Annotated in this window: 20 protein-coding genes; 4 read left to right on the top strand and 16 right to left on the bottom strand. The window is 67.7% G+C overall.

Translation table 11 applies throughout. The features are described 5' to 3' along the window. Positions 1–1,671, top strand: a complete 1,671-nt coding sequence (gene treF, locus AC1Q7Q_RS04480; RefSeq protein ID WP_492371999.1) for an alpha,alpha-trehalase TreF — start codon at positions 1–3, stop codon at positions 1,669–1,671. Between the two features lie 17 nt (positions 1,672–1,688). Here treF and AC1Q7Q_RS04475 read toward each other — a convergent pair whose 3' ends face one another. From AC1Q7Q_RS04475 to AC1Q7Q_RS04435, 9 genes are all read right to left on the bottom strand, one after another. Further along, a complete protein-coding gene (locus AC1Q7Q_RS04475; protein ID WP_492371998.1) occupies positions 1,689–2,456 on the bottom strand; it encodes an alpha/beta fold hydrolase in 768 nt (255 codons plus the stop codon). Beyond that, positions 2,453–3,484 carry a M14 family zinc carboxypeptidase gene (locus tag AC1Q7Q_RS04470; protein ID WP_492371997.1) on the bottom strand — a complete coding sequence of 344 codons (1,032 nt, stop codon included), beginning with the start codon at positions 3,482–3,484 and terminating at the stop codon, positions 2,453–2,455. The genes AC1Q7Q_RS04475 and AC1Q7Q_RS04470 overlap by 4 nt, the downstream gene beginning before the upstream one ends. A gap of 166 nt (positions 3,485–3,650) precedes the next feature. Further along, positions 3,651–4,349: an HAD family hydrolase gene (locus AC1Q7Q_RS04465; protein WP_492371996.1), complete on the bottom strand. Its 699-nt coding sequence runs from the start codon at positions 4,347–4,349 to the stop codon at positions 3,651–3,653. A gap of 137 nt (positions 4,350–4,486) precedes the next feature. Beyond that, the gene (locus AC1Q7Q_RS04460; protein WP_492371995.1) at positions 4,487–5,356 is read right to left on the bottom strand and encodes a LysR substrate-binding domain-containing protein; all 870 of its coding nucleotides are present in this window, start codon (positions 5,354–5,356) and stop codon (positions 4,487–4,489) included. A 147-nt stretch (positions 5,357–5,503) separates the two neighbouring features. Beyond that, positions 5,504–7,672, bottom strand: a complete 2,169-nt coding sequence (locus tag AC1Q7Q_RS04455) for a phosphocholine-specific phospholipase C (RefSeq protein ID WP_492371994.1) — start codon at positions 7,670–7,672, stop codon at positions 5,504–5,506. A 101-nt stretch (positions 7,673–7,773) separates the two neighbouring features. Then, on the bottom strand, positions 7,774–7,941 hold the full coding sequence (locus AC1Q7Q_RS04450) for a hypothetical protein (protein WP_416052405.1): 168 nt from the start codon (positions 7,939–7,941) through the stop codon (positions 7,774–7,776). A gap of 30 nt (positions 7,942–7,971) precedes the next feature. After that, complete coding sequence (locus tag AC1Q7Q_RS04445) at positions 7,972–9,987, bottom strand: LamG-like jellyroll fold domain-containing protein (RefSeq protein ID WP_492371993.1); 2,016 nt, start codon at positions 9,985–9,987, stop codon at positions 7,972–7,974. 364 nt (positions 9,988–10,351) lie between these two features. Continuing rightward, on the bottom strand, positions 10,352–11,668 hold the full coding sequence (locus AC1Q7Q_RS04440) for an MFS transporter (protein WP_492371992.1): 1,317 nt from the start codon (positions 11,666–11,668) through the stop codon (positions 10,352–10,354). Positions 11,669–11,722: 54 nt separating this feature from the next. Beyond that, on the bottom strand, positions 11,723–12,319 hold the full coding sequence (locus tag AC1Q7Q_RS04435) for a TetR/AcrR family transcriptional regulator (protein ID WP_492371991.1): 597 nt from the start codon (positions 12,317–12,319) through the stop codon (positions 11,723–11,725). 158 nt (positions 12,320–12,477) lie between these two features. Between AC1Q7Q_RS04435 and AC1Q7Q_RS04430 the strand changes: the two genes are divergently transcribed. After that, positions 12,478–13,242 (top strand): SDR family NAD(P)-dependent oxidoreductase, encoded by a 765-nt coding sequence (locus tag AC1Q7Q_RS04430; RefSeq protein WP_174423665.1) that lies wholly within the window; start codon positions 12,478–12,480, stop codon positions 13,240–13,242. A gap of 96 nt (positions 13,243–13,338) precedes the next feature. Here AC1Q7Q_RS04430 and AC1Q7Q_RS04425 read toward each other — a convergent pair whose 3' ends face one another. The 7 genes from AC1Q7Q_RS04425 to dsdA form a co-directional block, all read right to left on the bottom strand. After that, positions 13,339–13,503 (bottom strand): DUF2474 domain-containing protein, encoded by a 165-nt coding sequence (locus AC1Q7Q_RS04425; RefSeq protein WP_492371990.1) that lies wholly within the window; start codon positions 13,501–13,503, stop codon positions 13,339–13,341. Next, positions 13,503–14,510 carry a cytochrome d ubiquinol oxidase subunit II gene (cydB, locus tag AC1Q7Q_RS04420; RefSeq protein ID WP_492371989.1) on the bottom strand — a complete coding sequence of 336 codons (1,008 nt, stop codon included), beginning with the start codon at positions 14,508–14,510 and terminating at the stop codon, positions 13,503–13,505. Before cydB ends, AC1Q7Q_RS04425 begins: the two co-directional genes overlap by 1 nt. Before the next feature lie 5 nt (positions 14,511–14,515). After that, positions 14,516–15,970, bottom strand: a complete 1,455-nt coding sequence (locus AC1Q7Q_RS04415) for a cytochrome ubiquinol oxidase subunit I (protein ID WP_492371988.1) — start codon at positions 15,968–15,970, stop codon at positions 14,516–14,518. A gap of 505 nt (positions 15,971–16,475) precedes the next feature. Continuing rightward, positions 16,476–18,002 carry an amidase gene (locus AC1Q7Q_RS04410; protein ID WP_492371987.1) on the bottom strand — a complete coding sequence of 509 codons (1,527 nt, stop codon included), beginning with the start codon at positions 18,000–18,002 and terminating at the stop codon, positions 16,476–16,478. Positions 18,003–18,076: 74 nt separating this feature from the next. Then, the gene (locus tag AC1Q7Q_RS04405) at positions 18,077–19,255 is read right to left on the bottom strand and encodes a DSD1 family PLP-dependent enzyme (protein WP_492371986.1); all 1,179 of its coding nucleotides are present in this window, start codon (positions 19,253–19,255) and stop codon (positions 18,077–18,079) included. Positions 19,256–19,390: 135 nt separating this feature from the next. Beyond that, positions 19,391–20,371, bottom strand: a complete 981-nt coding sequence (locus AC1Q7Q_RS04400; RefSeq protein WP_492371985.1) for a Bug family tripartite tricarboxylate transporter substrate binding protein — start codon at positions 20,369–20,371, stop codon at positions 19,391–19,393. 52 nt (positions 20,372–20,423) lie between these two features. Continuing rightward, a complete protein-coding gene (gene dsdA / locus AC1Q7Q_RS04395; RefSeq protein WP_492371984.1) occupies positions 20,424–21,797 on the bottom strand; it encodes a D-serine ammonia-lyase in 1,374 nt (457 codons plus the stop codon). A 156-nt stretch (positions 21,798–21,953) separates the two neighbouring features. Between dsdA and AC1Q7Q_RS04390 the strand changes: the two genes are divergently transcribed. Beyond that, a complete protein-coding gene (locus tag AC1Q7Q_RS04390) occupies positions 21,954–22,937 on the top strand; it encodes a LysR substrate-binding domain-containing protein (protein ID WP_492371983.1) in 984 nt (327 codons plus the stop codon). Between the two features lie 90 nt (positions 22,938–23,027). Continuing rightward, entirely contained in the window at positions 23,028–23,783 is a 756-nt protein-coding gene (locus AC1Q7Q_RS04385) for a sulfite exporter TauE/SafE family protein (RefSeq protein WP_492371982.1), read from the top strand. Positions 23,784–23,798 lie beyond the last annotated feature (15 nt).

Genomic DNA, 23,798 nt, shown 5'->3' with positions numbered 1-23,798 from the left:
GTGGCGCCACGCATCACCGTCGAAGGCGGCCAGCCGGCAGGCCAGCCTCATGTGCGCGAGGTGGACGACCCCACCGGTGGCCAGACACTCGCCCCGCACCGCTTGGCAGGTTGTGCGCACGCCGATCCGCTCACGCCCGCCGATCGCTACCAGGAGTTGTTCGTGGCGGTGCAGATGGGGCGCATTTTTCCCGACAGCAAGACCTTCACCGACGCCATGCCCCGGCAGGACCCGGCCACCATCCTGGCCGCCTACCGAGCTCGCGCCAGCGCAGCCGGCTTCGACCTTGCCGCCTTTGTGCACGCGCATTTCGTGCTGCCCGAGGTGCCGCGCAGCTGCTACGAGTCCGACCCCAACCAGCCGCTGGCCGACCATATCGACGGGCTGTGGGCGGTGCTGACCCGGCATCCCGCGCAGCACCCGCCGCAATGCTCGCTATTGCCGCTGCCGCATGCCTACGTGGTGCCGGGCGGGCGTTTCTCCGAGCTCTACTACTGGGATTCGTACTTCACCATGCTGGGCCTGGCCGCCAGCGGGCAGGCCGGCTTGCTGCGCGGCATGGCGGACAACTTCTCCTACCTGCTCGACACCTATGGCGTGATCCCCAACGGTACCCGCAGCTACTACCTGAGCCGCTCGCAGCCGCCGGTGTTCGCGCTGATGGTGGAGCTGTTCGAGGAACACGGTGTGCAGGCCGAGCTGGGCTTCTTGCCACAGTTGCGCAAGGAGTACGCTTTCTGGATGCGGGGCGCCGACTGCCTTGCGCCGGGGCAGGCGTGCCGGCGGGTGGTCAGGCTGGCCGACGGCAGCCTGCTGAACCGCTACTGGGACGAGCGCGACACCCCGCGCGAGGAAGCCTATATCGAAGATATCGGCACGGCAGCATTGGCCGCCCGGCCGGCCGCCGAGGTATTCCGCGACCTGCGCGCCGCGGCCGAATCGGGCTGGGACTTCAGCTCGCGCTGGCAGGAACCCGGCGGCGGGCTGGAGAGCGTTCGCACCACGGCGATCCTGCCAGTAGATCTCAATTGCCTGTTGTTCAAGCTGGAGCACAAGCTCGCCGAACTGGCCCGGGCCGCCGGCGACGCCGACGCACCGGTCTTCGCCCAGCGCGCGCAGGCCCGCCGGGAGGCCATCGACCGGTTCATGTGGCGCGAGGCCGAGGGCGCCTACTTCGATTTCGACTGGCAACGCCACCACGCCCGCGCCAACCTGACGGCGGCGACCGTGGTGCCGCTCTACGTTGGCGCGGCCACTCCCGCGCAGGCGGCGCGGGTGGCGCAAACCGTGGCCGCGAGGCTGCTGCAGCCCGGCGGCATTGCCACCACGGAGCACGTCAGCGGCCAGCAGTGGGACCTGCCCAACGGCTGGGCGCCGCTGCAATGGCTGGCGATCGGCGGCTTTGCGTGTTCCGGGCAAGCGGCGCTTGCGCACGAGATCGCCCATCGCTGGCTGTTGACCGTGGCGAGCCTTTACCAGCGTGAGTACAAGCTGGTGGAGAAGTACGCCCTGCAGCTCACAGAGGACGGCGCCGTAGGCGGCGGGGGCGGCGAGTATCCGCTGCAGGATGGCTTTGGCTGGACCAACGGTGTGGTGCGCAGGCTGCTGCAGGAGCACCCTACGCATGTGGCGTGCCGCTGCCGCGCGGGTGTGAAGTCCGTGAAGGCGTGAGGCATGAAGGCGTGGCTTCAGCGGTGGCTGGCGCCGGTTGCGCCCAGCCACCGCGCCACCGTGGCAGCCAGCCAGGCCGGATCATCGTGCGGCAAATCGTGCCCCGCCCAGGGATGGCGGCGGTGCTGCGCGCCCCATGCTTCGGCCAGGCGCGCAGAGCACACCGGGTCGACCAGATGATCCGCCGCCGACGACAGTACCAGCGTCGGGCAGGCCGGCGGCGCACCCGGCGCGTGATAGCGTGCCGCGGCCCATAGCTGGCGCAGGGCATTGGCCCGGCTTACCGGGGCACTGGTGCGAATCGCGCACCAGTGCGCCACATCCGTCGCGAAGGCCGCGCTGGCGTTGCAGGTCAGCCGGTAGATGATGCGCTCGCAGTAAGGTGCGTTGTGCCAGCGCAGCGCCATGCCCAGCAGTGCGGGCCAGTTGCGCGTTGGCAGCCGCTCGGCCACGCTGCAAAAGGGTCGCATGCTGGTGTTGACCAGCACCAGCGTGCCGATCTCCTCCGGGTGCTGCTGCGCCCACTGCGCCGCCACCATGGCGCCCAGCGACATCGCCAGCAGCCGGTACGGCCGCGCCAGCCCCTGCCTGGCGGCACGATCGCGCAGGAACGCCACCATGGCAGCTACGTTGGCCGGCGCGCGCCCGGTCGCCTCAACGCCATTGCCAGGCAGGTCCAGCATGGTGACTGGCCCGATGCCGGCGTGGGTTTGCAGCACGCCCGGCAAGACGCCCCAGTGGCGTGTTTCGCGTGTCAGGCCGCGCAGCAATATCCAGTCGCTCATCCGGGCGGCCCCCAGGGCCACTGCGCGTTGGCGCGGTCGAGCAATTCCTGGCGGTGTTGCCCGCGTGGCAGCCAGCGCTCGGGCGCATAGGCCACGCGGGCCAGGAAATCCAGCAGGTTGGCATGCCGGCGCAGCACGCGCGCGGTGCGGTGCGCCTTGACCGGGTTGAAGAAGCCCTGGCGCGAGAACAACTGGCGGGGATTCTTCTTGATCCACAGCCACGAGCCCAGCTCCAGCGTCATCGGCAGGAAGATATTGCCGGGCGGCGTGTGGTCGTAGGCCCAGTCCCACAGGTCGCCGTGCAGCAGGTATTGGCGGCTCTGCGGCTCGAAGGCATAGCCATGGTGAGGATGTGCCTGCTCGAACATGGTCTTGAGGGCAAACATCTCGGGCAGGTGCGGCATTGGCGCGGCGGTGCGCGCGTAGGGAAACCAGATGCTGTCGCCCCAGCCGTAGCCCGAGTGGCAATCCAGTGCGAAGCTCAAGGGCCGGCCCTGCAACTGTTGCTCCACCACTTGCAGCATGGCTGCGCTTTCCACCTCCATGGGCGCGCCGAGCTTGCCGCGGTACCACGGCAGCCACGCCCCCACGCGCTGGCCGCCGGCCAGCAGCGGCACCCGGCCAACCGCGTCTTGTGGCGCGTTGCGCATCAGGTCCACGCCATTGGGGTTGGCGCGCGCGCCCGCCCACATGCCGCCCGGGTTGACGATCGGCATGAACAGCAGCCGCACGGATTGCAGCTGGCGCTCCAGCAGTTCGTCCCACTCCAGGCGCCACAGCAGCATGCGCATGTAGTCGAGCAGCAGATGCGTGCCGATGCGCTCCAGGCCATGGATGCCGGCAAAAAAGCCGATGGCGGGCGCGTGCGGATCGTTCGACCCGATGCTGGCGGTGTACAAGGGAAAGCACTGGCCGCCTGCCTGCACCTCGCCAACGCGGCGGGCATCCAGGCGGCTGGCGCCGGCTTCCAGGATGCTCTCCAGTTGCTGCATTTCAGCAAAACTGCCTGCGTTGGGTGGCTGCGCCATGGGCGAGGGCGGCTCCTTGGGGGGGCGATGCGATGGTCGATTGTCAGGGCGTCAACGTCAATATAGGCGCTGGCGGCCGGTCAGGTAACAAAAGCGTGCCCGCCATCATCCCCCGGTTTTGTGAAAGCCCCGTGACTGGCGCCGGGTGTCACGGGTGTCACGGGTGTCAGGCCGTGGCCAGCGCCGGCTCGGCCGAAGCAAACAGCATCAGCAGGGGCCAGCCGCGCGTGTTGGCCAGCGCGCGCAGCGCGGCGTCCGGGTTGGTGGCCACCGGGTGGCTCACGGCTTCGAGCAGCGGAATGTCGTTGCGCGAGTCGCTGTAGAACACGCTGCGCTCGAACTGCGCCCACGCCATGCCGAGCGATTCCAGCCACTGCGCCACACGTGTGATCTTGCCCACCCCGAAGCTTGGCACGCCATCTACCGCACCCGTGAAATTGCCCGACGCGTCGCGCCCGGCCTCTACCGCCAGCAGGTGCGCCACGCCCAGCGCTTCGGCGATCGGCTCGGTGACGAAGCGGCAGGTGGCGGTGACGATGCAGCAAAGATCGCCGGCGTCCTGGTGCGCGGCCAGCAGCGCGCGCGCCTCGGGGCGGATGGCCGGCGCGATCACGTCGCGCATGAAGCCGCTGCGCAGGCTCTCCAGCTGTGCGTGCGGATGACGCGCCAGCAGGCCCAGGGCGAAGGCGGCGTGGCGGTGGAAGTCCAGGCGTCCGGCGCTGTACTCGGCCAGCCACAGCGCGTTGTTGGCCTCGACTTCGGCGGCATCCGCCGCGCCGGCCTCCACCAGGTAGCGTGCCCATTCATATTCGCTATCCAGCGGTAGCAAGGTGTGGTCGAGGTCAAACAAGGCAAGGCAGGACATGCGCCGTCTCCGGTCGGAAAAGCGGCAAGCATGCCTACCGGCAATGACCCACGGATGAAGTGCGGCGCAAGAATCCCAATACGGATATCAGGGATATTTGCCGGCGCTGCGCAGCTAGCTCACGCTGCTGATGGCACTTACGCTGCCTTGCGCGGCGCAAGGCATTCCAGGAAGGCCCCGATCAGCCGCGTATGCGTGCGGCCCTGCAGGCAATAGAGGTATTCGTGCAGCACGGGCGGCTGGCTGGCAAACTGCACAACGCACAGCGCCGGGTCGCGCGGCACTTCCCCCAGCGGCACCACGCTTGCGCCAAGGCCCTGGCGAATGGCTTCGTAGATGGCTTCGCGGCTGCCGATGACGGTGCTGGCCGGCAGTGGCAAGCCGGCGTCGTCCAGCGCGGTCTCGGTGGCCTTGCGCGTCATCGAGCCGTGCTCGCGGATCAGCAGGTGGCAGGTTGCCAGCTGCGCCAGGCTGACCCTGGGCGCGCGCGCCAGCGGGTGGGCTGGGTTGACCACCAGCACCATTGGGTCGGTGGCCAGCGTGATGCGGGCCAGCCGATCGTCGACGACGGCGTGCGAGGAGACGGCGACGTCGATGCGGTACTCGATCAGCGCATCCAGCATCTGCTGCGAGTTGCCGATATCGATGCTGATCTCGATGGCGGGATAGCGTTCGCGAAACGCGGCCACGCTCTTCAGGATGTAGTAGGGCCCGGTAGCGCCGATGCGCAAATGGCCGAGATGCAGGTTGCCGGCATTGCGCAGCAGGAAATCCGCGCTGCCTTCGTGCTGCATCAACTGCTCCACCACCGGCATCAGGGCCACGCCGACGTCGCTCAGGTCGACCCGGCCAGCGCGCCGGTAGAACAGCTCCACGCCGTAGTTCTCTTCCAGCTGGCGGATGCGGCCCGTGACCGTGGGCTGGCTTACGCGCAACTGCTTGGCAGCAGTGGTGATGCTGCCCTGCCGTGCCACTTCATAGAACGTCGTCAGCAGGTCGCCGAGCATGGGGGATTTCCGTGGGAATTATGCAAGCGCGCCAGTCTAGCCGCGATTTATGACAGTTCTTCGCCGCGCGGCCACGGGCGCGGCGGCGCGGCGAAGAAGCAGGGATGGCAGGCAAGCCCGGGCCGGTGCGTGCGGCCCAGGCTGCGTTCAGGGCACCGCCCGTGCGGGCTTGCCCTGGGCGGGGTCGGAGATGCCGTCGGCGCCTGTCTCCAGCCGGCCTGCAAAACGGCGCCGGAAGCTGCCCTGGGTGGTTGTCACGACGAAGTCGTACCAGTTGCCCTGCAGCCCGACGGGCCAGTGCTGGTCGAGCTGCTTGCCTGCCGGGATGTCGAAGGTCCAGGGGCCGTCGTCGCGGTAGGCGGCGGGCGTGACGGTAAAGGTGCAGGCCGTGGCGCCGGTATTGATCATGGTCAGGTAGACCGCGGCATTGGCGATGTCGTAGCACACCCGGATCTCCGGCGCGGTGCCGCCAGCTGCCGTCACGGTGCTGACGTCGCCCTGGAAGGCGCGATGGAAGCCGTTCGGGCCCAGTACCCACAGGTCGTATTTGCCGTTGTCAGCGGAGAAGACGTCCCAAAGGCCGTTAAGCTGCTTGCCTGGTTCGACCGCATAGCGGCGCGGCACGCGGTCCAGGTGCAGACGGTCATATACGTGGAAGACCGCGGTGGCGGTGCCCGTGTTGCTGAACAGCAGCCACATGCCCCTGCTGTTGGGATCCTGGCGGCCCGGATCCTCACGGCCGCTCACATGCAGCTCGTAAGGCAGCGCGCGCGAGGGCCGCGTGCCCACCGGCTGGGTGGCCGGGTTGGCGGTCTGGAAGGCTACGGTCGGCAGCGCAACCGGTGCCATGCCTTCCTGATCCGTGCGCACCTTGTCGGCAACGGTCTTGGTGCGGTTCGGGATCACAGGCAGCGCCGCGCTGTTCGGGCTGACGAAGTTGAACGCCGACAGCATGTCGCCGCAGATGGCACGGCGGTACGGGCTGATGTTGGTCTCGGCGACGCCGAAGCGCGCCTCCAGGAAACGCAGCACCGAGGTGTGGTCGAACACCTGCGAGTTGACCCAGCCACCGCGGCTCCACGGCGAGACCACGTACATCGGCACGCGGGGGCCAGGGCCGTAAGGATGCATGTCGGTGTGGTACTCGCCGTCGGTGGCGACGGTGGACTTGCCGGCGAGCACGCCGTTGGCGTCGTAGGCAGGCGCGCAGGGCGGCGGCACATGGTCAAAGAAGCCGTCGTTCTCGTCGAAGTTGATCAGGAGCACGGTCTTGCTCCAGACGGCCGGGTTGGCCGTCAGCGCATTGAGCACTTCCTGCGTGTACCAGGCGCCTTGCACCGGGCTGGAAGGCCCCGGGTGCTCGGAGTAGGTCGCCGGCGCCACGATCCACGACACCTGCGGCAGGCTGCCCGCGGCGATGTCGTCCTTCAGCGCTTGCAGGAAGCCGCCGTCCGGCATGGTGTTGCCGATGCCCTTGATGAGCGGGTTGATGACGTCGTCGGCGATGGTATAGGCCGGGTAGGGGCTGCCATTGGACGTATTGCCCCGCGCCTCATTGGCCTTGCGGTACTGCACGAAGCCAGCCAGCGGGTTGTCGGTGAAGTTGTCCGGCATGTTCTGGTACAGCTTCCAGCTCACGCCCGCCGCCTGCAGGCGTTCCGGATACGTGGTCCAGCGGTAGCCGCCGGTGGAAGCGCCCATGGAGTCGCCGCTGTTGTCGATCACCGGGCCGCCATTGGCGCCGGTGGGGTCGTTGGTGCCGGTCCAGTGGAACAGGCGGTTGGTGTTGGTGCCGCCATGGAAGCCGCAGTGGTAGGCGTCGCACAGCGTGAAGGCGTTGGCGAGTGCGAACTGGAAGTCCAGCTCGGTCTGGGTGTAGTAGCCCATCGACTGGGTGTTCTTGTAGGTGGGCCACTTGTTCATGCGGCCCAGGTCCCAGGCGTTCTGGGCGTCGGGGTAGCTGTGCGGCGTGCCGCTGACGCGTTGCGCATTGCCGGCCGTGCTGTCGAGGTGGTACGGCTGCACGATGCGGTTGGTGTAGGCCTGCTGCCAGACATTGAGGCCGCCAGCCAGCGGGATCGGGAAACGATCGCCAAAACCGCGCACGCCCTGCAGCGTGCCGAAGTAATTGTCGAAGGAGCGGTTTTCCTGCATCAGGATCACCACGTGCTCCACGTCGCGGATGGTGCCGGTGGCGTTGTTGGCGGGAATCGCCAGCGCGCGCCGGATCGACGGCGGGAAGGCGGCCAGCGCCGCGGTGGCGGCGGCGCTGCCGCCGGCCATCTTGAGGAATTTGCGTCTGCTGTGAAGGCTCATCTTGGTGTTTAGCTGGACTGTTTGGTTCGTGCGGTGGGCAGGGCCGGTGCCCTGCGGTGCGCTGCTGTTAGGGACGGGTCGCCGCTGTTGGCGGCTGCTCGTTAAGGCGCGCAGCGCAGCTGCGGCGTGGCTGCGGGCGGCTGCCCGGGCTGCGCAGGATCGGCGGGCTTGCTGTCGGTGGAGTCGCCGCCGCAGGCGGCCAGCGCGGCGCACAGCGCCAGTGCCGCCAGCCAGCCTGGCCGGGCAAAGAAGGAGATCGAAGGCTTCATGATGATGTTTGCTCTCGGGGTGAATGGGTATCAAGGGTTGAGCGTGGACAGCGGCTGGCGCGAGCCGGCAATGGTCTGCAGCTCGGCCAGGCTGAGCTGGCGTGTCCACATGGCCAGGTCGTTGAACTCCATCACGCCCTTGAGCGCACCGCTGTTGTTCGGCACATAGGCGTGCGTGGCATCGTCGTTGATGCCCCAGACCTTGGTGGCGAGGCCGTTGAGCTTGGTCACATCGGTGTTGGCGATGACCTTGTTCTCGGTCTTCTGCAGGCCGAGCGCCGGGTCGATGATGTAGGCGCTGAAGGTCTTGGCCGTGGCGTTGACCGACAAGGCCACGTAGGCCCACTGGTTGGCGCTGAACTTCATGCCTTGGATGTCATCGCGCTTGCCGCCGCTGCCGATGTTGAAGCGGATCTCGCAGCTGCCGAACAGGCCAAGCGCAATGCCGGCGTTGGAGCCCGAGACGTAGTTCTTGTTCGACAGGATCGGCTCGCCGGTGCCATTGCCCTGGGTGCAGTCGGACTTGAACCAGAAGCCGATGGTGAACTGCGGGCTGAGCGCGATATCGGCACCGCTCTGGGTGAGCTGGTAGGCATCGATTCTCGAATCGACCTTCAGCGACTTGCCGCCGAAGTTGTCGCTGCCGAGCGAGCCGCCGTCTGTGCCGGCTACCCACGGGCCGATAGTGGTGGTGCCTTTAGTGTCCACCGCCGGCAGGGTCTCGAAGCTGTAGTAGGCCGCGAGGTTGTTGCGCAGCGTGTCGGCCAGCACGATCGGCTTGACGTAGTTGATCTGCGCCAGCAACGCGGTGGGCACCCCGTTGCGCACCAAGGTGTAGTTGAAGCGGTACACGCCGCTGGCCGGCGCGGTGATGGTCTTGTCCTCATAGGTGGACGTGCCGGTGGGCAGCGTGGCGATCTGCACGCCGTCGCGCAGCAGCGTCATGTCGCCGGTGGCGGTGGTGGGGTTTTGCCATGACAGCACGACCGAGGTGTTGGTGCTGCCCACCACGGACTGCAAGGCCCGCACGCCCGCAGTGCCAGCCAAGGCCGAGCCGTCGATCTGGTACGAGGCGGCGGGCAGGGCCACGCCGACGTGCGCGAGCATGGTGGGCAGCAGGTCGGCCTCGGTCGGCAGTGCCGCCAGCGCGTCCGCGTTGGCGGGCGCGGCCGGCAGGTTGCTGGCCACCGCGGTGTTTAAGGGCTTGTTGAGCGCGATGAAGGTGGTGCGGTTTTGCACCGTCGGCAGCGTGGTGGTGGAACCCGTCGCGTCCAGGCCGTGACTGGTGGTCACGGCTACCAGCCAGTCCTCATCGGCGTTGGCCTGGCGGCTTGCCTGCACGGCGGCCAGCAGCTTGCCGAGTGCCTGGTCGAAGGCGGACAGCGCGGTGGCGTAGCTGCCGCCCTGGAAGCCTTGGGCGGCAGCGGCCAGGCCGGGCGCGCTGAACTGGGTGAAGACCACGTCGTAGCCGGACTGCACCAGCTTCACGCCCTCTTGTGCCACGCAGTTGTCGTCGGCGGTGCAGTCGCGCATCGAATCGAGATTGCCCGCGGTCACGTCGGCCTTGAGCAGTGCCGGCAGCACGGGCGCGCTGGAAGCGACGCCGCGGCGCAGCCGGCTCGAGCTGGCGTTGGCACGCAAGTACTGGAACAGGCTCGGCGTGCGCATGCCGCTGGCCACGGCAACGTCGTCGCTGACGCCGTGGCGGTTGGCCCAATTGCCGGCGAGGACCGTGGCCCAGCTCGGGCCGGCAAGCGGAGCCTGCTCGGTGGTGGTGCCGAGCCGGCCGCCGGTCGATGCTGGCGTGATCGACAGCGTGGCCAGGTTAGGCAAAGTGCGCTGGCCGATGCCGCTCTGCAGCTGGCTATAGGTGGCGCCGTCCACGCCGACCAGCAGCACCTTCTTCTTGCTGCCGACACTTGCGCCGCTCAAGTTGTTCTGATCGGGTGCCACCACTGCCGGCGAGTCGCTGCCGCCGCCGCATGCCGCTACCGTGCCCGCCAGGGCCAGGCCACATGCCATGCGTGCCTGCTGTTTCCATGCCATATCCGGTTCCTCTTTTCTGTTGTCCAACGCGGCGCGCCGCTCCGGCGGCGCGTCCGATCACGCTCCCCGTGACGCGTTGGCAGAGTAAAAAAAGGGGTTGTCATGCGGGTGACAGGGAGGCAAAGAATGCTGATGCGCCCATTTGCATTCTTGATGGGACAGGCGAGCAGAGGCACAGGCCCTGCCTGGATGGCGGGTTGGGGGACGAAAAAACGAGGAAAGCGCGGCGCCAGGAATGACCGCGGAGGACGACGAAGGGAGAGGAAGCGAGGCGTAAGGCGGGATGTAGTGCGGGGATCAAACGTGCTGCGTTGCCCTTGTCATGGCGACGTGGGCAACGCAGCGGCGGCGAGCGCCGCGAATGTCAGGCCTTGGCTGCCTGCGGGGCCGCACCGCTAGGCTGCGTGCTCGGGCGGCGGACCATCAACGCCAGCAGCGCGGCCACCACGCACGCCGCGCCTGCGGCGTACAGCGCCGGTGTATAGGTCAGCAGCAAGGTACGGGTAAGACCCGCGCCAAACGCAGCCGTGGCGGCGCCGACCTGGTGGGCGGCAAAGATCCAGCCGAACACCATCGGCGCACGCTCCTTGCCGAATACCGAGCCTGCCAGCCTGACCGTGGGCGGCACCGTGGCGATCCAGTCCAGGCCATAGAACATGGCAAAGATGGACAAGCCGTACAGCGTGAACGTGGAGTGGGGCAGCCAGAACAGCGACAGGCCGCGCAGGCCGTAATACCAGAACAGCAGCTTGCGGCAGTCATAGCGGTCCGACAGCCAGCCCGAGAGAATGGTGCCGACAAAGTCGAACGCGCCCATCATCGCCAGCGCGCCGGCGGCCGGCACGGCGGCCATGCCGAAGTCCGCGCACAGCGAGATGAAGTGCGTCTGGATCAGGCCGTTGGTGCTTAGCCCGCAGATGAAGAAGGTGCCGGCCAGGATCCAGAAGGTCTGGTTGCGGGCGGCGTCGCGCAGCACCACGAAGGGCCCGCGCAAGGTCAGCGGCGCGGGCGCGCTGGTCGGTGCCGGCGCGGCTTGCACGTGCACTGGCACTTCACCGAACGCAGCCAGGCCCACATCGGCGGGACGGTTGCGCATGAAGCAGAACACCAGCACGGCCAGCACCGCGCAGGCGCCCAGCACCGGCAGCACCGCGATGCGCCAGCCCATATGTTCGATCAGCCAGGCGGCCACGGGCAGGAACGCCAACTGGCCGGTGGCCGAACTGGCGGTCAGGATGCCGATCACCAGCCCGCGGCGCGCGCTGAACCAGCGGCTGGCGACCACGGCCGCGAGCACCAGCGCGGTCAGGCCAGAGCCAATGCCGAGCATCAGGCCCCAGGCAATGAACAACTGCCACAGCTCGGTGGCCGCAGTGGCCAGCGCCATGCCGCCGGCAATCAGCGCCAGCGCGGCCCACACCACGTTGCGCACGCCGAAACGCTCCATCAGGATCGCCGAGAACGGGGCCATCAGGCCGAACAGCGCAAAGCGAAACGCGAGGATGGATGAGATCTGATCCGTGTCCCAGCCCATCTCGCGCGTCAGCGGCTTGAGGAAGGCGCCGGGCAGGCCGAGTGCGGCCGAGGTGGTGAGCATCACGCAGAAGGTGATGGCGGCGATCAGCCACGCGTAGTGGATGCCGCGCCGGTCGAGCCGGCTGGAAAGTGCTTGAGCGAACATGGGTCGGGTTCCGGGGGGGGCGTTTGGTTTGTCTTGGGGCGCTGGCCCTTGCTGTTACTGCGGATTCGGGCCCAGGAGCATGTCGCGCGCCGCGGCCAGGATGTCTTCGGAGATGGCATCGCCTTCGGTGGCACGTGCCAGCGTCATGGCGCCCACCAGCATGGCCAGTTGTCCCAGCGCCAGCTTGCGGCGCTCGGCCGGGTCGGCGTGCTCGACCGTCTTCATCCAGTCATCGACCATGACCTTGAAGCCGTCGATATAGACCTGGCGCACCGGCTTGTCCGCCGGCTCGCGGGCAATGTCTCCAGCGAGTGCCACCGCCGCGCAGCCTTCGCCGCGGTTGGCGCAATGCGCCGTGGTGAGGTAGGCCTCCACCAGGTTGGCGCGCATCGCTTGCTTGTCGCCTTTGGCGCGTTCGATGCGGCGCGACCAGCGCCGCGCGGATTCCTCGAAGGCGCGCTTGCTCGCCAGCGCGGCTAGCGCGTCCTTGGACGAGAAGTGCCCATAGAAGCCACCGTGCGTGAGGCCGGCGCCGGCCATCAGTTCGGCCACGCTCACGCCGTTCAGGCCGCGCTCGCGGAATAGCTTGGAGGAGGCCTGCTCGATGGCTTCCCTATGCTTGTCGGCCTGCTCTCGTGATGCGCGCGCCATATTGATCTCTCCTGCTGAAACTTTGCTTGACCGGATTTTATATGACGACCATAATTTATTCAATAGATGTTGGTCATCATTTAAACCGGCGTCGCCGCGCGGCATCGCAGATGCGGGCAGCGTCGCTTTTCTTTTCCTCTGTATCAGGAGAATCCGTCATGCAGAACCTGTTCGATCTCACCGGCCGCGTTGCCGTCATCACCGGCTCCACCAAGGGCATGGGCCTGGAAATGGCCCGCGCGCTGGGCGCCTCCGGCGCCGCGCTCGTGGTATCCGGCCGTGACCAGGCCGCTTCCCAGGCGGTAGCGGCCGCACTGGAGGGCGAGGGCTTCAAGGCCAAGGGCATCGCTTGCGATATCGGCAACGTGGAGAGCGTCCAGGCGTTTGCCAGGCAAGCGCTGGACGCCTACGGCCGCGTGGATGCGCTGGTGCTGAACGCGGCGGGCAGCGGCACGGCGGGCGCGCTGCTGAGCCAGGGCCCGGAAGTGTTCGAGCAGGCCATGGCGGGCAATGTGCGAGGCAACCTGGTGCTGGTCAATGCGTTGGCGCCGCAGATGATCGAGCGTGGTGACGGTGCCGTCATCTTCATGTCGAGCATCGCCGCCAAGCGCGGCTCGGCCATGCTCGGCATGTACAGCATCACCAAGGCCGCAACGGACGGAGCGGTGCGCAGCCTGGCGCTGGAGCTCGGGCCGAAGGGGATCAACGTGAATGCGATCAACCCCGGGCCGGTGCGCACGGAGTTCTCGCGCGAGGCGCTATGGGGTAACCCCGAACAGGAGGCACGCCTGGCCGCCGCAATTCCCATGCGGCGGATCGGTGAGGCGAAGGATGTAGCGGGGCTGGCGGTGTTGCTGGCATCGCCAGCCGGGCGCTTTATCCACGGCCAGAGCATTGGCGTGGATGGTGGACTTTCGGCGTGAGCCGCTGAGGGTCAAGGATCAAAGGTCAACGGTCAACGGTCAACGGTCAAAGGATCGCGCCCCGCAGATGCCGGGGCGCCGGGCCGCAAACGCCCCTCAGCTATGCATGCCTGCCAGCCGCATCAGCAGGCGCAGCAGTAAAGCCGCCACGCCCAGCGCGGCCACGCTGGCCACCCAGATCAGCACCATCCAGCCGACCCGCTTGAGCCACGGCCTGGGCGCATCATCCGGCGGTCGCCGGCGGTGCTGCGTCGCTGGCATCAGTGATAGCCCTCGCCGTGTTTCACCTTGCCTCGGAACACGTAATAGGCCCACACCGTGTACATCAGGATGAAGGGAATGATGAACAGCGCGCCCACCAGCGCAAAGCCCTGGCTTTGCGCTGGCGAGGAGGCGTCCCAGATCGAGATATCCGGCGGCACGATATTCGGCCATACGCTGATCGCCAGCCCGCTATAGCCCAGGAAGACCAGCGCCAGCGTGTACATGAACGGCGCCAGGTGCGCATGCTGCTGCAACGAGCGGATCAGCCGGTACATGGCAAACGCCACCAGCAGCGGCACCGGCGAGAACCAGAACAGGTTGGGCAGGCTGAACCAGCGCTCGGCAATGCGCGGCTGCGACAGCGGCGTCCAGATGCTGATGACCGCGATGACAGCCAGCAACACCCAGGCCAGCTTGCCGGTGAGCTCCAGCATGCGCTCATGCAGCTTGCCTTCGGTTTTCATGATCAGCCAGGTGCTGCCCAGCACGGTGTACGCCACCACCACGCCAATGCCGCAGAACAGCGGGAAGGGCTGCAGCCAGTCCAGCGGGCCGCCCGAGAAGGTGCGCCCGGTCACCTTGATGCCGTCGATATACGCACCCAGCGAAACGCCCTGGAAGAACGCCGCCACCAGCGAGCCGCAGATAAACGCCTTGTCCCAGACGTGGCGCTCGCGGTCATTGGCCTTGAAGCGGAACTCGAACGCCACGCCGCGAAAGATCAGCCCCAGCAGCATGAAGATCAGCGGCAGGTAGAGCGCGCTGAGCACCACCGAGTAGGCCAGCGGAAACGCGGCCAGCAGGCCCGCGCCGCCCAGCACCAGCCAGGTCTCGTTGCCGTCCCACACGGGTGCCACCGTGTTCATCATGACGTCGCGGTCATGGCGGTCCGGCACGAAGGGATACAGCATGCCGATGCCCAGGTCGAAACCGTCCATCACCACATACATCATCACGCCAAAGAAGATGATGACGGCCCAGATCAGAGAGAGGTCGATGCCCATGATGATCAGCTCCTGCTATCGGCCAGGCGGTTGGTGGAAGCGACCGCGCCAGGCACATCGCCTGGATCGTCCACCGCGGAGAGCGGTCGCGCCGGCGTGCCTTCCACAGCGTGTCCGCCGTCGGGTTCCGGATCGCCCTCATGCTCGACCGGGCCCTTGCGTACCAGCCGCATCATGTAGGCGATGCCCACGCCGAAGACGAAGAAATAAGCCACCACGAACAGCGCGAGCGAGAACGCCAGTTCCGGCACGCCGTGCGGCGAGACCGCGTCGGCGGTGCGCATCACGCCGTAGACGACCCACGGCTGGCGCCCGATCTCGGTGGTGAACCAGCCGGCCAGGATCGCGATCAACCCGGTCGGGCCCATCCATAGCGCCATGCGCAGGAACGCGCGCGCGTGGAACAGCTTGCCGCCCCGGCGCAGCAGCAGGCTCCAGAGGCCGAGCAGGATCATCAGCATGCCCAGGCCCACCATCACGCGGAAGCTCCAGAAGATGATGGTGGAGTTGGGGCGGTCCTGCGGCGCGAACTCTTTCAGGCCCTGGATCTGGCCATCCAGGCTATGGGTGAGGATAAGGCTGCCCAGGCGCGGGATTTCCACCGCGAAGCGGGTTTCCTCGCGCGCCATGTCGGGCCAGCCGAACACGATCAGCGGCAGCGGTTCGTCGCCGCGGTTTTCCCAGTGGCCTTCGAGCGCGGCGATCTTGGCCGGCTGGTGCTTGAGCGTGTTGATGCCGTGCATGTCGCCAATGACGGCCTGGATCGGGGCCACGATCAGCAGCATCCACATGGCCATCGACAGCATCTTGCGGATGGCCGGATTGTCGCGCCGGCGCAGCAGGTGCCAGGCGGCGGAGGCGCCCACGAACAGCGCGGTGGCGAGGAAGGCCGCCACGCTCATATGCAAGAGGCGGTAGGGGAACGACGGGTTGAAGATCACCGCCAGCCAGTCCACCGGCACCACCCGGCCATCGACGATCTCGTAGCCCTGCGGGGTTTGCATCCAGCTATTGGAGGCCAGGATCCACGTGGCCGAGATCAGGGTGCCGAGCGCCACCATCAGCGTGGCGAAGAAATGCAGGCCGGGGCCGACCCGGCTCCAGCCGAACAGCATCACGCCCAGGAAGCCGGCCTCCAGGAAGAACGCGGTCAGCACCTCGTAGGCCAGCAAGGGGCCGGTCACGCTGCCGGCGAAGTCCGAGAAGAAACTCCAGTTGGTGCCGAACTGGTACGCCATCACCAGCCCCGAGACCACGCCCATGCCGAAGTTGACGGCAAAGATCTTGGACCAGAAGTGATAGAGATCGCGGTAGACCGTGTTTTGCGTGCGCAGCCAGCAGCCTTCCAGCACGGCGAGGTAGCTCGCCATGCCGATGGTGATGGCTGGGAAGATGATATGGAAGGAAATCGTGAAGCCGAACTGGATCCGTGCCAGGTCGAGCGCGCTCAAGCCAAACATGTCGTGATCTCCGTGGGGCATTGGGAACAGGCTTGGCCGGCCAGTTCGGGGGCGGTCCATTCACGTTGCGTTTCAGGCGCACGCGTACATAGAGTAGACCACAGGCCGAGCGCATAGAGGTGCTCTTTTTCGTGGGCTGACTGAGGGGGCGAAAGGCCGGGGGATGTGGCTCGCAAAAGGAAACCCGCCGAGGCGGCCGGGTTTGATGCAGGGATGTCCATGGATGGGGCAGCAGTGAGGCTGGGAGATTGGCGGCATGCCATGGACAACATGCTACCGGTAGCTTGCGGTGGATAACAGAAGCAACGGCTCAGAAAAAGACCGGATCAGATTTGAGAGCGGTGTCTTGTTTCGGAAGACGGCTCAGCGGCCGAGCCGTCGCCGGGCGGGCTGCCGCCTGAGCGCTCGAAGCAAAGCCCCCGGGGACTTGCACAGGCGGAGTCCTTGCCGGGGGCGTTCGCTTCACGTCACGTTGTTGCCGCGCGCGCGGGCGGCAGCGGCTGCGCTAGACGGCCGAGACCGAAGCGGCACCGCCCGACGAGCCATCCAGCACCGGCGGCGCGGTGACGATCGACTTCAGGCCCGGCTGCGCCGCGCGCAACTGGTCCAGCCGCGGCAGCGGACGGCGCAGTGCCTCCGACCCTGCAAAGGCTTGCTCCATGGCATGCGCCACGCCCAGCGTATGGTGATCGGCGCGGAAGCGGCCCACCACCTGCAGCCCGAACGGCATGCCGGCATGGTCCAGGCCGCAGGGCAGGCTGATGGCGGGGTGGGTGGTGAGCGTGACCACATAGGTAGGGGCCAGCCAGCGGTAGTAGTTTTCCTGCTTTTCGCCGTTGATGGTCTCGGCGTAGAGGTTGGTCCACGGGAACGGCGACACCGGCGTGGTTGGCGACAGGATCACGTCGTAGTCTTCAAAGGCGGCCTGGAAGCGGCCCAGGATGCGGGTCTGCTCGGCTTGCGCCCAGGCGCTGTCGACCAGCGACATGGCCGCGCCCATCTCATAGTTGGCGCGCGTGTTCGGGCCCAGGCTCTGCGGATCGCGCTGATAGGCCTCGTGCATGCCGGCGACAAAGCTCTCGGCGCGCAGCACGTCGAAACAGCGGTGCGCCTCGCCCAGGTCGAACTGGATCTCGTCGCAACTGCGGAACAGGTGACGCATGGCGCCGATCTTGTCGCGAAAGACCTGCCGGATCTGGTTGTCGACCGCGCACACGCCGAAATCCTCGGTCCAGCCGACCCGCAGCGAGCCCAGGTCGACATTGGCCGGCAGCAGGAACGACATCGGGTCGAGCGCATAGGTGAGCGGGTCGCTGGCCGAGACGCCGGCCGAGGCCGCCAGTTGCAGGCAGGCATCGGCCACGGTGCGGCCCATCGGGCCGACTACGGAGATGGGTGTCCAGCCCAGCAGCTTGCGCGAGCTCGGCACCACGCCAGGCGACGGGCGGAAGCCCACCACGCCGCATTTGGCGGCGGGGATGCGCAGTGAGCCGCCGGTGTCCGAGCCGGTGCAGACCGGCAGCATGTCGGTCGCTAGCGCGGCAGCGGAGCCGCCCGAGGATCCCCCTGCATTCAGGTTGGGGTTGAAGGGGTTGCCGGTGGCGCCCCACACCGCGTTGCGCGAGTTGGCGCCCGCGCCCATCTCCGGGATGTTGGTCTTGCCGGTGACGATGGCGCCGGCCGCGCGCAGCCGGGCCACCAGCACGTTGTCGGCGCTGGGCACGTTGTCGCGGTACAGCGGCGAGCCATAGGTGGTGAGCAGGCCGGCCGTGGCTTCCAGGTCCTTCACGCCCAGCGGCAGGCCATGCAGCAGGCCCAGCGGCGCGCCGTCGAGCACGGCGCGCTCAGCCGCGCGGGCTTCTGCGCGGGCACGCTCGTAGCAGGTGGCGGTGATGGCGTTGATAAAGGGGTTGACCGCCTCGATGCGGGCAATGCACGCCTCAAGCAGCTCAACGGGCGAGATCTCCTTGCTGCCGATCAGGCGGCGCAGCGCCACGGCGGATTGGGCAAGCAGGTTATCGGTCTGGGTCATGGTGAATTCTCTGGCAGGTAGGGGGAAGCGCCGCGCCGGCATGGCAGGTGCGGCGGCGTTGCATCCGGATCGCGCTAGCGGCTCAGCCCGCGCGCCGACACCGGCCACAAGCAGGCCACGGCCTGCCCGCGCACGCCAACGATCTCGTCGTACAGGTTGAGGGTGGGGTCGCAATGGCCAGGCACCAGCAGCACCTGGCTGCCGAGGCCCGGCAGGCCCGCGGCGCTGGTGCCGGGCACGGGCTCGACGATGCCGTGCTCGTCGTTGGCCGCCACATAGGCCAGCGCGTGGTCCTGGGCATTGGCGCCCCACACCAGCGGCAGGCCCGAATCCACCGCCATCGATTTCAGGCCCGCATCCAGCACAACGCGCGGCGAGGGCCGCGTTGCCGCGGCCACGCTCATCACGGTGGTGGCGATAAACAGGCTGTGCTCGAAACGCAGTGCGCCGCTGTAGTCGTTGCGGCCATAGTCGGCGTCCATGAAGATGTAGGAGCCGGGCTGGATTTCGGTATAGACGCCGCTCTTCAGGTCGAACTCCACGCTGCCGCTGCCGCCGCCCGTCACCGTGGCGCAAGCCACGCCGGCCTCGGCCAGTTCGGCGACGATGGTGGCGGTACGCGCCGCGGCATCGGCCGCAGCCTGCCGGCGCGCAGCGTAATCGCGTACATGCTGGATGCCGCCGTGATACGCCTGCAAGCCGCGGAACGCTAGTTGCGGGTGCGCGCCGATGGCTTGGACGAGGCGCAGCGCGGCAGGCGCGTCGGCCACGCCGCAGCGTCCCTGGCCTACGTCGATCTCGACGAACACCCCGATGCGGCTGCCGGCCTGCGCGGCGGCCTGCGCCAGCGCGGCGACCTGGCGCGCGTCATCCACGCAAACGCTCATCCGTGCATGCAGCGCCAGGCGGGCCAGCAGCGCGGCCTTGGCCGCCCCGGCAATCTCGTTGCTGATATGGATGTCCCTGACCCCGGCCTGCACGAAGGGCAGCGCCTCGCTGACCTTTTGGCAGCAGATGCCGACCGCGCCGCGCGCGATCTGCGCCAGCGCTATCTCCGGGCATTTGTGCGCCTTGGCATGCGGGCGCAGTTGCACGCCAGCGCGGTCGGCGGCCTGCTGCATCTGCGTCAGGTTGCGCTCAAAGGCATCGAGGTCGAGCATCAGCGCCGGCGTGTCGATGGCCGCCGCGGGCTGGCCGACGACGGCGCAGGCGCCAAGCTGCAGGGTGGCGGAAGTGGAGTCGGGGAGCGTCATATGTCGGGCTGTCTTGGGCTGTCTCGGATCGTTCTGGAGGGCGTGGCGCCGCCTCGGGGGCGGCGGTGCTTGCGATGATGTGGGCTGGGGGCGGGCGCTGTCAAACCGAGCCCGCCACGGGCCATTTGGGTGCGCTCAGTCCGCCGTGATGTTGGCACGCTGCGCAATGGCGCGCATGCGCGGCAGTTCCTTGGTGATCAGCGCGGTCACCTCCGCGCCCGTGCCGTAGGACGGCTCGAAGCCATTGTCCAGCAGCTTCTTGCGCGTGTCCGGGTCGGCCATGGTCTCGGCCAGCGCCTTTTCCAGCTTCGCCTTCACCTCGGGCGCCAGGCCGCGCGGCGCTACCACGGCCAGCCAGGTATCCATATCGGTACCCGGGTATCCGCTTTCCGCCACGGTGGGCACGTCGGGCAGCAAGGATGAGCGCTTGGCGGTGGTGACCGCGATGGCCTTGACCTTGCCGGCGCGGATCTGCGGCACGGCGGCCGAGACGGTATCCACCGAGAATGGGATCTGGCCGCCGATCAGGTCGGTCATGGCCGGCGAGCTGCCACGGTAGGGCACGTGCAGCATCTTGATGCCAAGATCGTTCAGCAGCATCTCGCCGGCGAACTGCGCGGTGGTACCCGTGCCGAACGAGCCGTAGGAGAATTTTCCGGGGGTCGCCTTCACCGCCGCCGCGAGCTGCTTGAGGTTGTTGACCGGCACATCGCGGTTGGCCAGCAGGATCAGGCCGGTGCGCCCGGTCAGCCCGATCGGCTCGAAGCTCTTGAGCGGGTCATAAGGCAGCTTGGGATGGATGGCCGGATTGACCGTGAATGTGGTGCCCGAGCTGACCAGCAGCGTGTAGCCATCCGGCGCGGCCTTGGCCACCAGGCCGGCGCCCACGATGGTGCCGGCGCCGGGCCGGTTGTCGATCACCACGGTCTGGCCCAGGTGGTCGCCGAGCTTCTTGGCCAGCAGCCGGCCGATCACATCGGTCGCGCCGCCGGGTGGGAAGGGGATCACCATCTGGATCGGGTGCGTGGGGTAGGCCTGGGCCAGCGTGCTGCCGGCGGGCACCGCCAGGCAACAGGCGGCCAGGCATGCAAGCTTGAAGATATGGACGGGTTTCATGCTGACTCTCCTGCGTGCGACGATGGGGGGATGGATGCTGGCGGTGAGCGGCTCAGGCCGCGAGCGCGGCCGCCTGGTCCAGAAAACCTTGGTACTCCGCTGGCGGCACGAACAGCCCGCCGGTGGTCCACACCAGATGCGTGGCTTGCGGCATCGCGGCTTCGAGCTGGTGCCGGGCCAGGTAGTCGCGCCCCGCCGGGCTCTCGCACAGCATGCGCGGCCCGCTGAAGCCGGCCGCGGCCGAGGGTTCGATGCGCAGCCCTTGCGTGTGCCATGCCATGGCCAGGTGCTCGAACAGGGTATCGTCCGCCACCGTGTACACGCCGGACAGCAGCGGGCGCATGACGGCAGCGGCCAGCTCCGAAGCGCGCGGCACGGCTAGCCCGTCGGCCTGCGTGCGGTTGCTCAGGCCAAAGTCATAGACGGACGGATTGCCTGCGCCAGCCATCATCTGCACCAGGAAGCAGGGCGACTGAGTCGGCTCGGCAAACACGCAGTGCACGTGCGGCCCAAACAGTTGCCGCATGCCGAAGGTGATGCCGGCCGGCGCGCCGCCCACGCCGCAAGGCAGGTAGACGAAGAGCGGGTGCGCGGCATCGACGCGGATCGCGTGCGCGGCGAGTTGCTGGCGCAGGTGCAGCGCCGCGGCGCTGTAGCCGAGCAGCAGCGACAGCGAGCGCTCGTCGTCCACGAAGTAGGTGAACTCGTCCTGCTGCGCCTGGCGGCGGCCGGCGGCGACGGCGTCCTCGTAGTCGCCAGCATGCTCCACGACTTCCACGCCACGGTTGCGCAGCCGCGCCTTCTTCCATGCCTTTGCATCCGAAGACATATGCACGGCCGCGCGAAAACCCAGCGCCGAGGCCATCACGCCAATGCTCAGGCCAAGGTTGCCGGTGGAACCCACCGCCACCTGGTAGCGCCCGAACAAGGCGCGCGCCGCAGGCTCCCCCAGTGCCAGGTAATGCTCCGGCCCGTTGTGGCCAGGGCCAAGCAGGCCATGGCGCAGCGCCAGGTTCTCGGCAAATTCCAGCACCTCGTGGATGCCGCCGCGTGCCTTGATGGAGCCTGCCACCGGCAGGCTGTGGTCTGCCTTGACCCACAGCTGGCCCTGGCTGTGTGGCAGCCCAAGGACCGCCTGCATCGACGCCGCGGCCACCAGGGGCGACTCGATGACGCCATGGGTCTCGGCCAGCTCGGGAAACAGCGCCGATAGCAGCGGGGCAAAGCGGGCAAAGCGCGCCTGTGCAGCCTCGACATCAGCTAGACTAATGCTATGCTCGCCGGCGGCCTGGACGGGCGGCGGCGTCCCGGCGCGCGCCGGATTGCACCAGAACAACGGCGTGGCGGCGGCCAGGCTGGCGCGCAGCGCTGCGGCATTGTGCGGGCCGGTTGCGGTTGATGGGTTCGTGGCTAAAGGCTGGTTCATCAGAAAGGGATAGGCTGCTGCGGGTTCCTGGGTGACTTCATTGTTGGCCTGCGCGGATTCGCTGGCAATCCATTTATATTTAGTGAGGCATTAGTTTTACTAATTGTTGGCTGAGAGCAGACATGCGTATCGGCGGCCACTGATGAGCCCCTTGTCATGAGCACCTTGGTATCGTCTTCCTTGCTGAGCTGGCTGCGCTGCTTCGAGGCGTCGGCGCGCCATTGCAACTTCACCCACGCGGCCACGGAACTGTGCGTGACGCAGGGCGCGGTCAGCCAGCAGGTGAAGCAGCTGGAGCAGTGGCTGGACCGGCCCTTGTTCCTGCGCACGCCGCGCGCGCTGGTGCTGACGCCCGAGGGCGAGCGGTTGCGCTTTGTGCTGCGCGAGTCCTTCCAGGCCATCGAAGGCACGCTCACCCAGCTACGCAAGCCGCGCGAGGCCGGCCCCATTGCGCTGAGTTGCGCACCGTCGTTTGCCATGCGCTGGCTGACCCCGCGGCTGGGCGATTTTTTCCGTGATCACCCCGAGGTGGGCCTGCGCGTCTATGGCGAGTTCCACGCGCTGGACCGCACTCGGATGGTACGCGATGGCATTGACGCCGCCGTGCGCTTCGACCTGGGTGGCTACGACGACCTCAAGGCCCGGCTGTTTCTCGACGAATGGCTGCTGCCGGTGGCAAGCCCCGCCTTTCTGGCCGCGCATCCCGAGTTGCGCAGGCCACAGGACCTGAGGGGGGCCTGGCTGCTGCACGACGTGAGCCCGTGGGACGGCGCGCAAGCCTTCGAGGAATGGCGCCACTGGCTGCAGGTGGCGGGGGTGGCGGCAGAGGTGGGCGAACTTGACGCGGGCCAGCGCTTCAACCTGTCGCAGCTTGCCGTGGGGGCGGCGCTGGCCGGGCAGGGCGTCGCGATGGGGCGCTCGGCGCTGGTGCTGGAAGATATCGAGGCCGGCCGGCTGGTCGACCTGTTCGGCATCCATGCGCGCTCGCAGGCGTCTTACTTCTTCGTCTGCGCGCATGGGCAGACGCCGCCTATCGCCATGGTGGAGGATTGGCTGGCTGCCGAGGGCGCGCGCTTCGAAGCGGCGCGGGCCAAGGTGCTCGACGTGCAGGCACGCGGCGCGAAGGCCACCGGAAGGTGACAAAGCGCTCAATCCCCGGCATAGTTTGCGGCTTTCGTGCCGCATAGGGCGGCTTTCCGGCTTTCCGGCTTTCGGGCGTTCGAGCTACCGATGGAATTTCCTGTCCTGATCCTGGCGCTGGGCGCCATCGTGGCCGGCTTCGTGCAAGGCTTGTCCGGGTTTGCCTTCGGCATGGTGGCCATGTCCTTCTGGGTCTGGACCGTGGAGCCGCGCCTGGCCGCGGCGATGGCGGTGTTCGGCTCGCTGACCGGCCAGGTGGTGGCGGCGGTGACGGTGCGGCGCAGCTTTTCACCTCGGCAGTTGCTGCCCTTCGTGGCCGGCGGCATCCTGGGCATTCCCATTGGCGTGGCGATCTTGCCGGCGCTCAATCCCAGTGTGTTCAAGGCTTGCCTGGGCGGGCTGCTGGTCATCTGGTGTCCGCTGATGCTGATGTCCAGGCAACTACCCCACATCCGGGCCGGCGGGCGGGTGGCTGACGGCGTGATCGGCGCGGCCGGGGGCATCATGGGCGGCATCGGCGGCTTTACCGGCGTCATCCCGACGCTGTGGTGCACCCTGCGCGGGCTGGCCAAGGACGAGCAGCGCGCCATCATCCAGAACTTCAACCTGGCCACGCTGGCGGTGACCATGGCGACCTATGTCGGCACCGGCATCGTCACGCGCGACATGCTGCCCATGTTCCTGGTGGTGGGCCCGGCCATGCTGGTGCCCAGCATCCTTGGCGCGCGGCTGTACATCGGCATCAGCGAGATCGCATTTCGCAGGATCGTGCTGAGCCTGCTGACCGCATCCGGCGTGGCGCTGCTTTCTGCCTCGCTGCCGAAGCTGCTGGGGACGTTGCACTGATTGGCCATTGAGCCC

It is taken from the genome of Cupriavidus sp. GW823-FHT07A04, from assembly GCF_058794615.1.
The sequence above is the reverse complement of the archived record's forward strand: the minus strand, read 5'-3'. Positions and strand labels throughout refer to the sequence as shown.

Coding starts and splice junctions, on each gene's coding strand:
- AC1Q7Q_RS04385 (WP_492371982.1), top strand. CDS start 23,028: ATGGAATTTCCTGTCCTGATCCTGGCGCTGGGCGCCATCGTGGCCGGC.
- AC1Q7Q_RS04475 (WP_492371998.1), bottom strand. CDS start 2,456: ATGAGCGACTGGATATTGCTGCGCGGCCTGACACGCGAAACACGCCAC.
- AC1Q7Q_RS04435 (WP_492371991.1), bottom strand. CDS start 12,319: ATGGCGCGCGCATCACGAGAGCAGGCCGACAAGCATAGGGAAGCCATC.
- AC1Q7Q_RS04465 (WP_492371996.1), bottom strand. CDS start 4,349: ATGTCCTGCCTTGCCTTGTTTGACCTCGACCACACCTTGCTACCGCTG.
- AC1Q7Q_RS04430 (WP_174423665.1), top strand. CDS start 12,478: ATGCAGAACCTGTTCGATCTCACCGGCCGCGTTGCCGTCATCACCGGC.
- AC1Q7Q_RS04450 (WP_416052405.1), bottom strand. CDS start 7,941: ATGAAGCCTTCGATCTCCTTCTTTGCCCGGCCAGGCTGGCTGGCGGCA.
- dsdA (WP_492371984.1), bottom strand. CDS start 21,797: ATGAACCAGCCTTTAGCCACGAACCCATCAACCGCAACCGGCCCGCAC.
- AC1Q7Q_RS04440 (WP_492371992.1), bottom strand. CDS start 11,668: ATGTTCGCTCAAGCACTTTCCAGCCGGCTCGACCGGCGCGGCATCCAC.
- AC1Q7Q_RS04415 (WP_492371988.1), bottom strand. CDS start 15,970: ATGTTTGGCTTGAGCGCGCTCGACCTGGCACGGATCCAGTTCGGCTTC.
- AC1Q7Q_RS04455 (WP_492371994.1), bottom strand. CDS start 7,672: ATGAGCCTTCACAGCAGACGCAAATTCCTCAAGATGGCCGGCGGCAGC.
- AC1Q7Q_RS04425 (WP_492371990.1), bottom strand. CDS start 13,503: ATGCCAGCGACGCAGCACCGCCGGCGACCGCCGGATGATGCGCCCAGG.
- AC1Q7Q_RS04405 (WP_492371986.1), bottom strand. CDS start 19,255: ATGACGCTCCCCGACTCCACTTCCGCCACCCTGCAGCTTGGCGCCTGC.
- AC1Q7Q_RS04470 (WP_492371997.1), bottom strand. CDS start 3,484: ATGGCGCAGCCACCCAACGCAGGCAGTTTTGCTGAAATGCAGCAACTG.
- AC1Q7Q_RS04400 (WP_492371985.1), bottom strand. CDS start 20,371: ATGAAACCCGTCCATATCTTCAAGCTTGCATGCCTGGCCGCCTGTTGC.
- cydB (WP_492371989.1), bottom strand. CDS start 14,510: ATGGGCATCGACCTCTCTCTGATCTGGGCCGTCATCATCTTCTTTGGC.
- AC1Q7Q_RS04390 (WP_492371983.1), top strand. CDS start 21,954: ATGAGCACCTTGGTATCGTCTTCCTTGCTGAGCTGGCTGCGCTGCTTC.
- AC1Q7Q_RS04410 (WP_492371987.1), bottom strand. CDS start 18,002: ATGACCCAGACCGATAACCTGCTTGCCCAATCCGCCGTGGCGCTGCGC.
- AC1Q7Q_RS04460 (WP_492371995.1), bottom strand. CDS start 5,356: ATGCTCGGCGACCTGCTGACGACGTTCTATGAAGTGGCACGGCAGGGC.
- AC1Q7Q_RS04445 (WP_492371993.1), bottom strand. CDS start 9,987: ATGGCATGGAAACAGCAGGCACGCATGGCATGTGGCCTGGCCCTGGCG.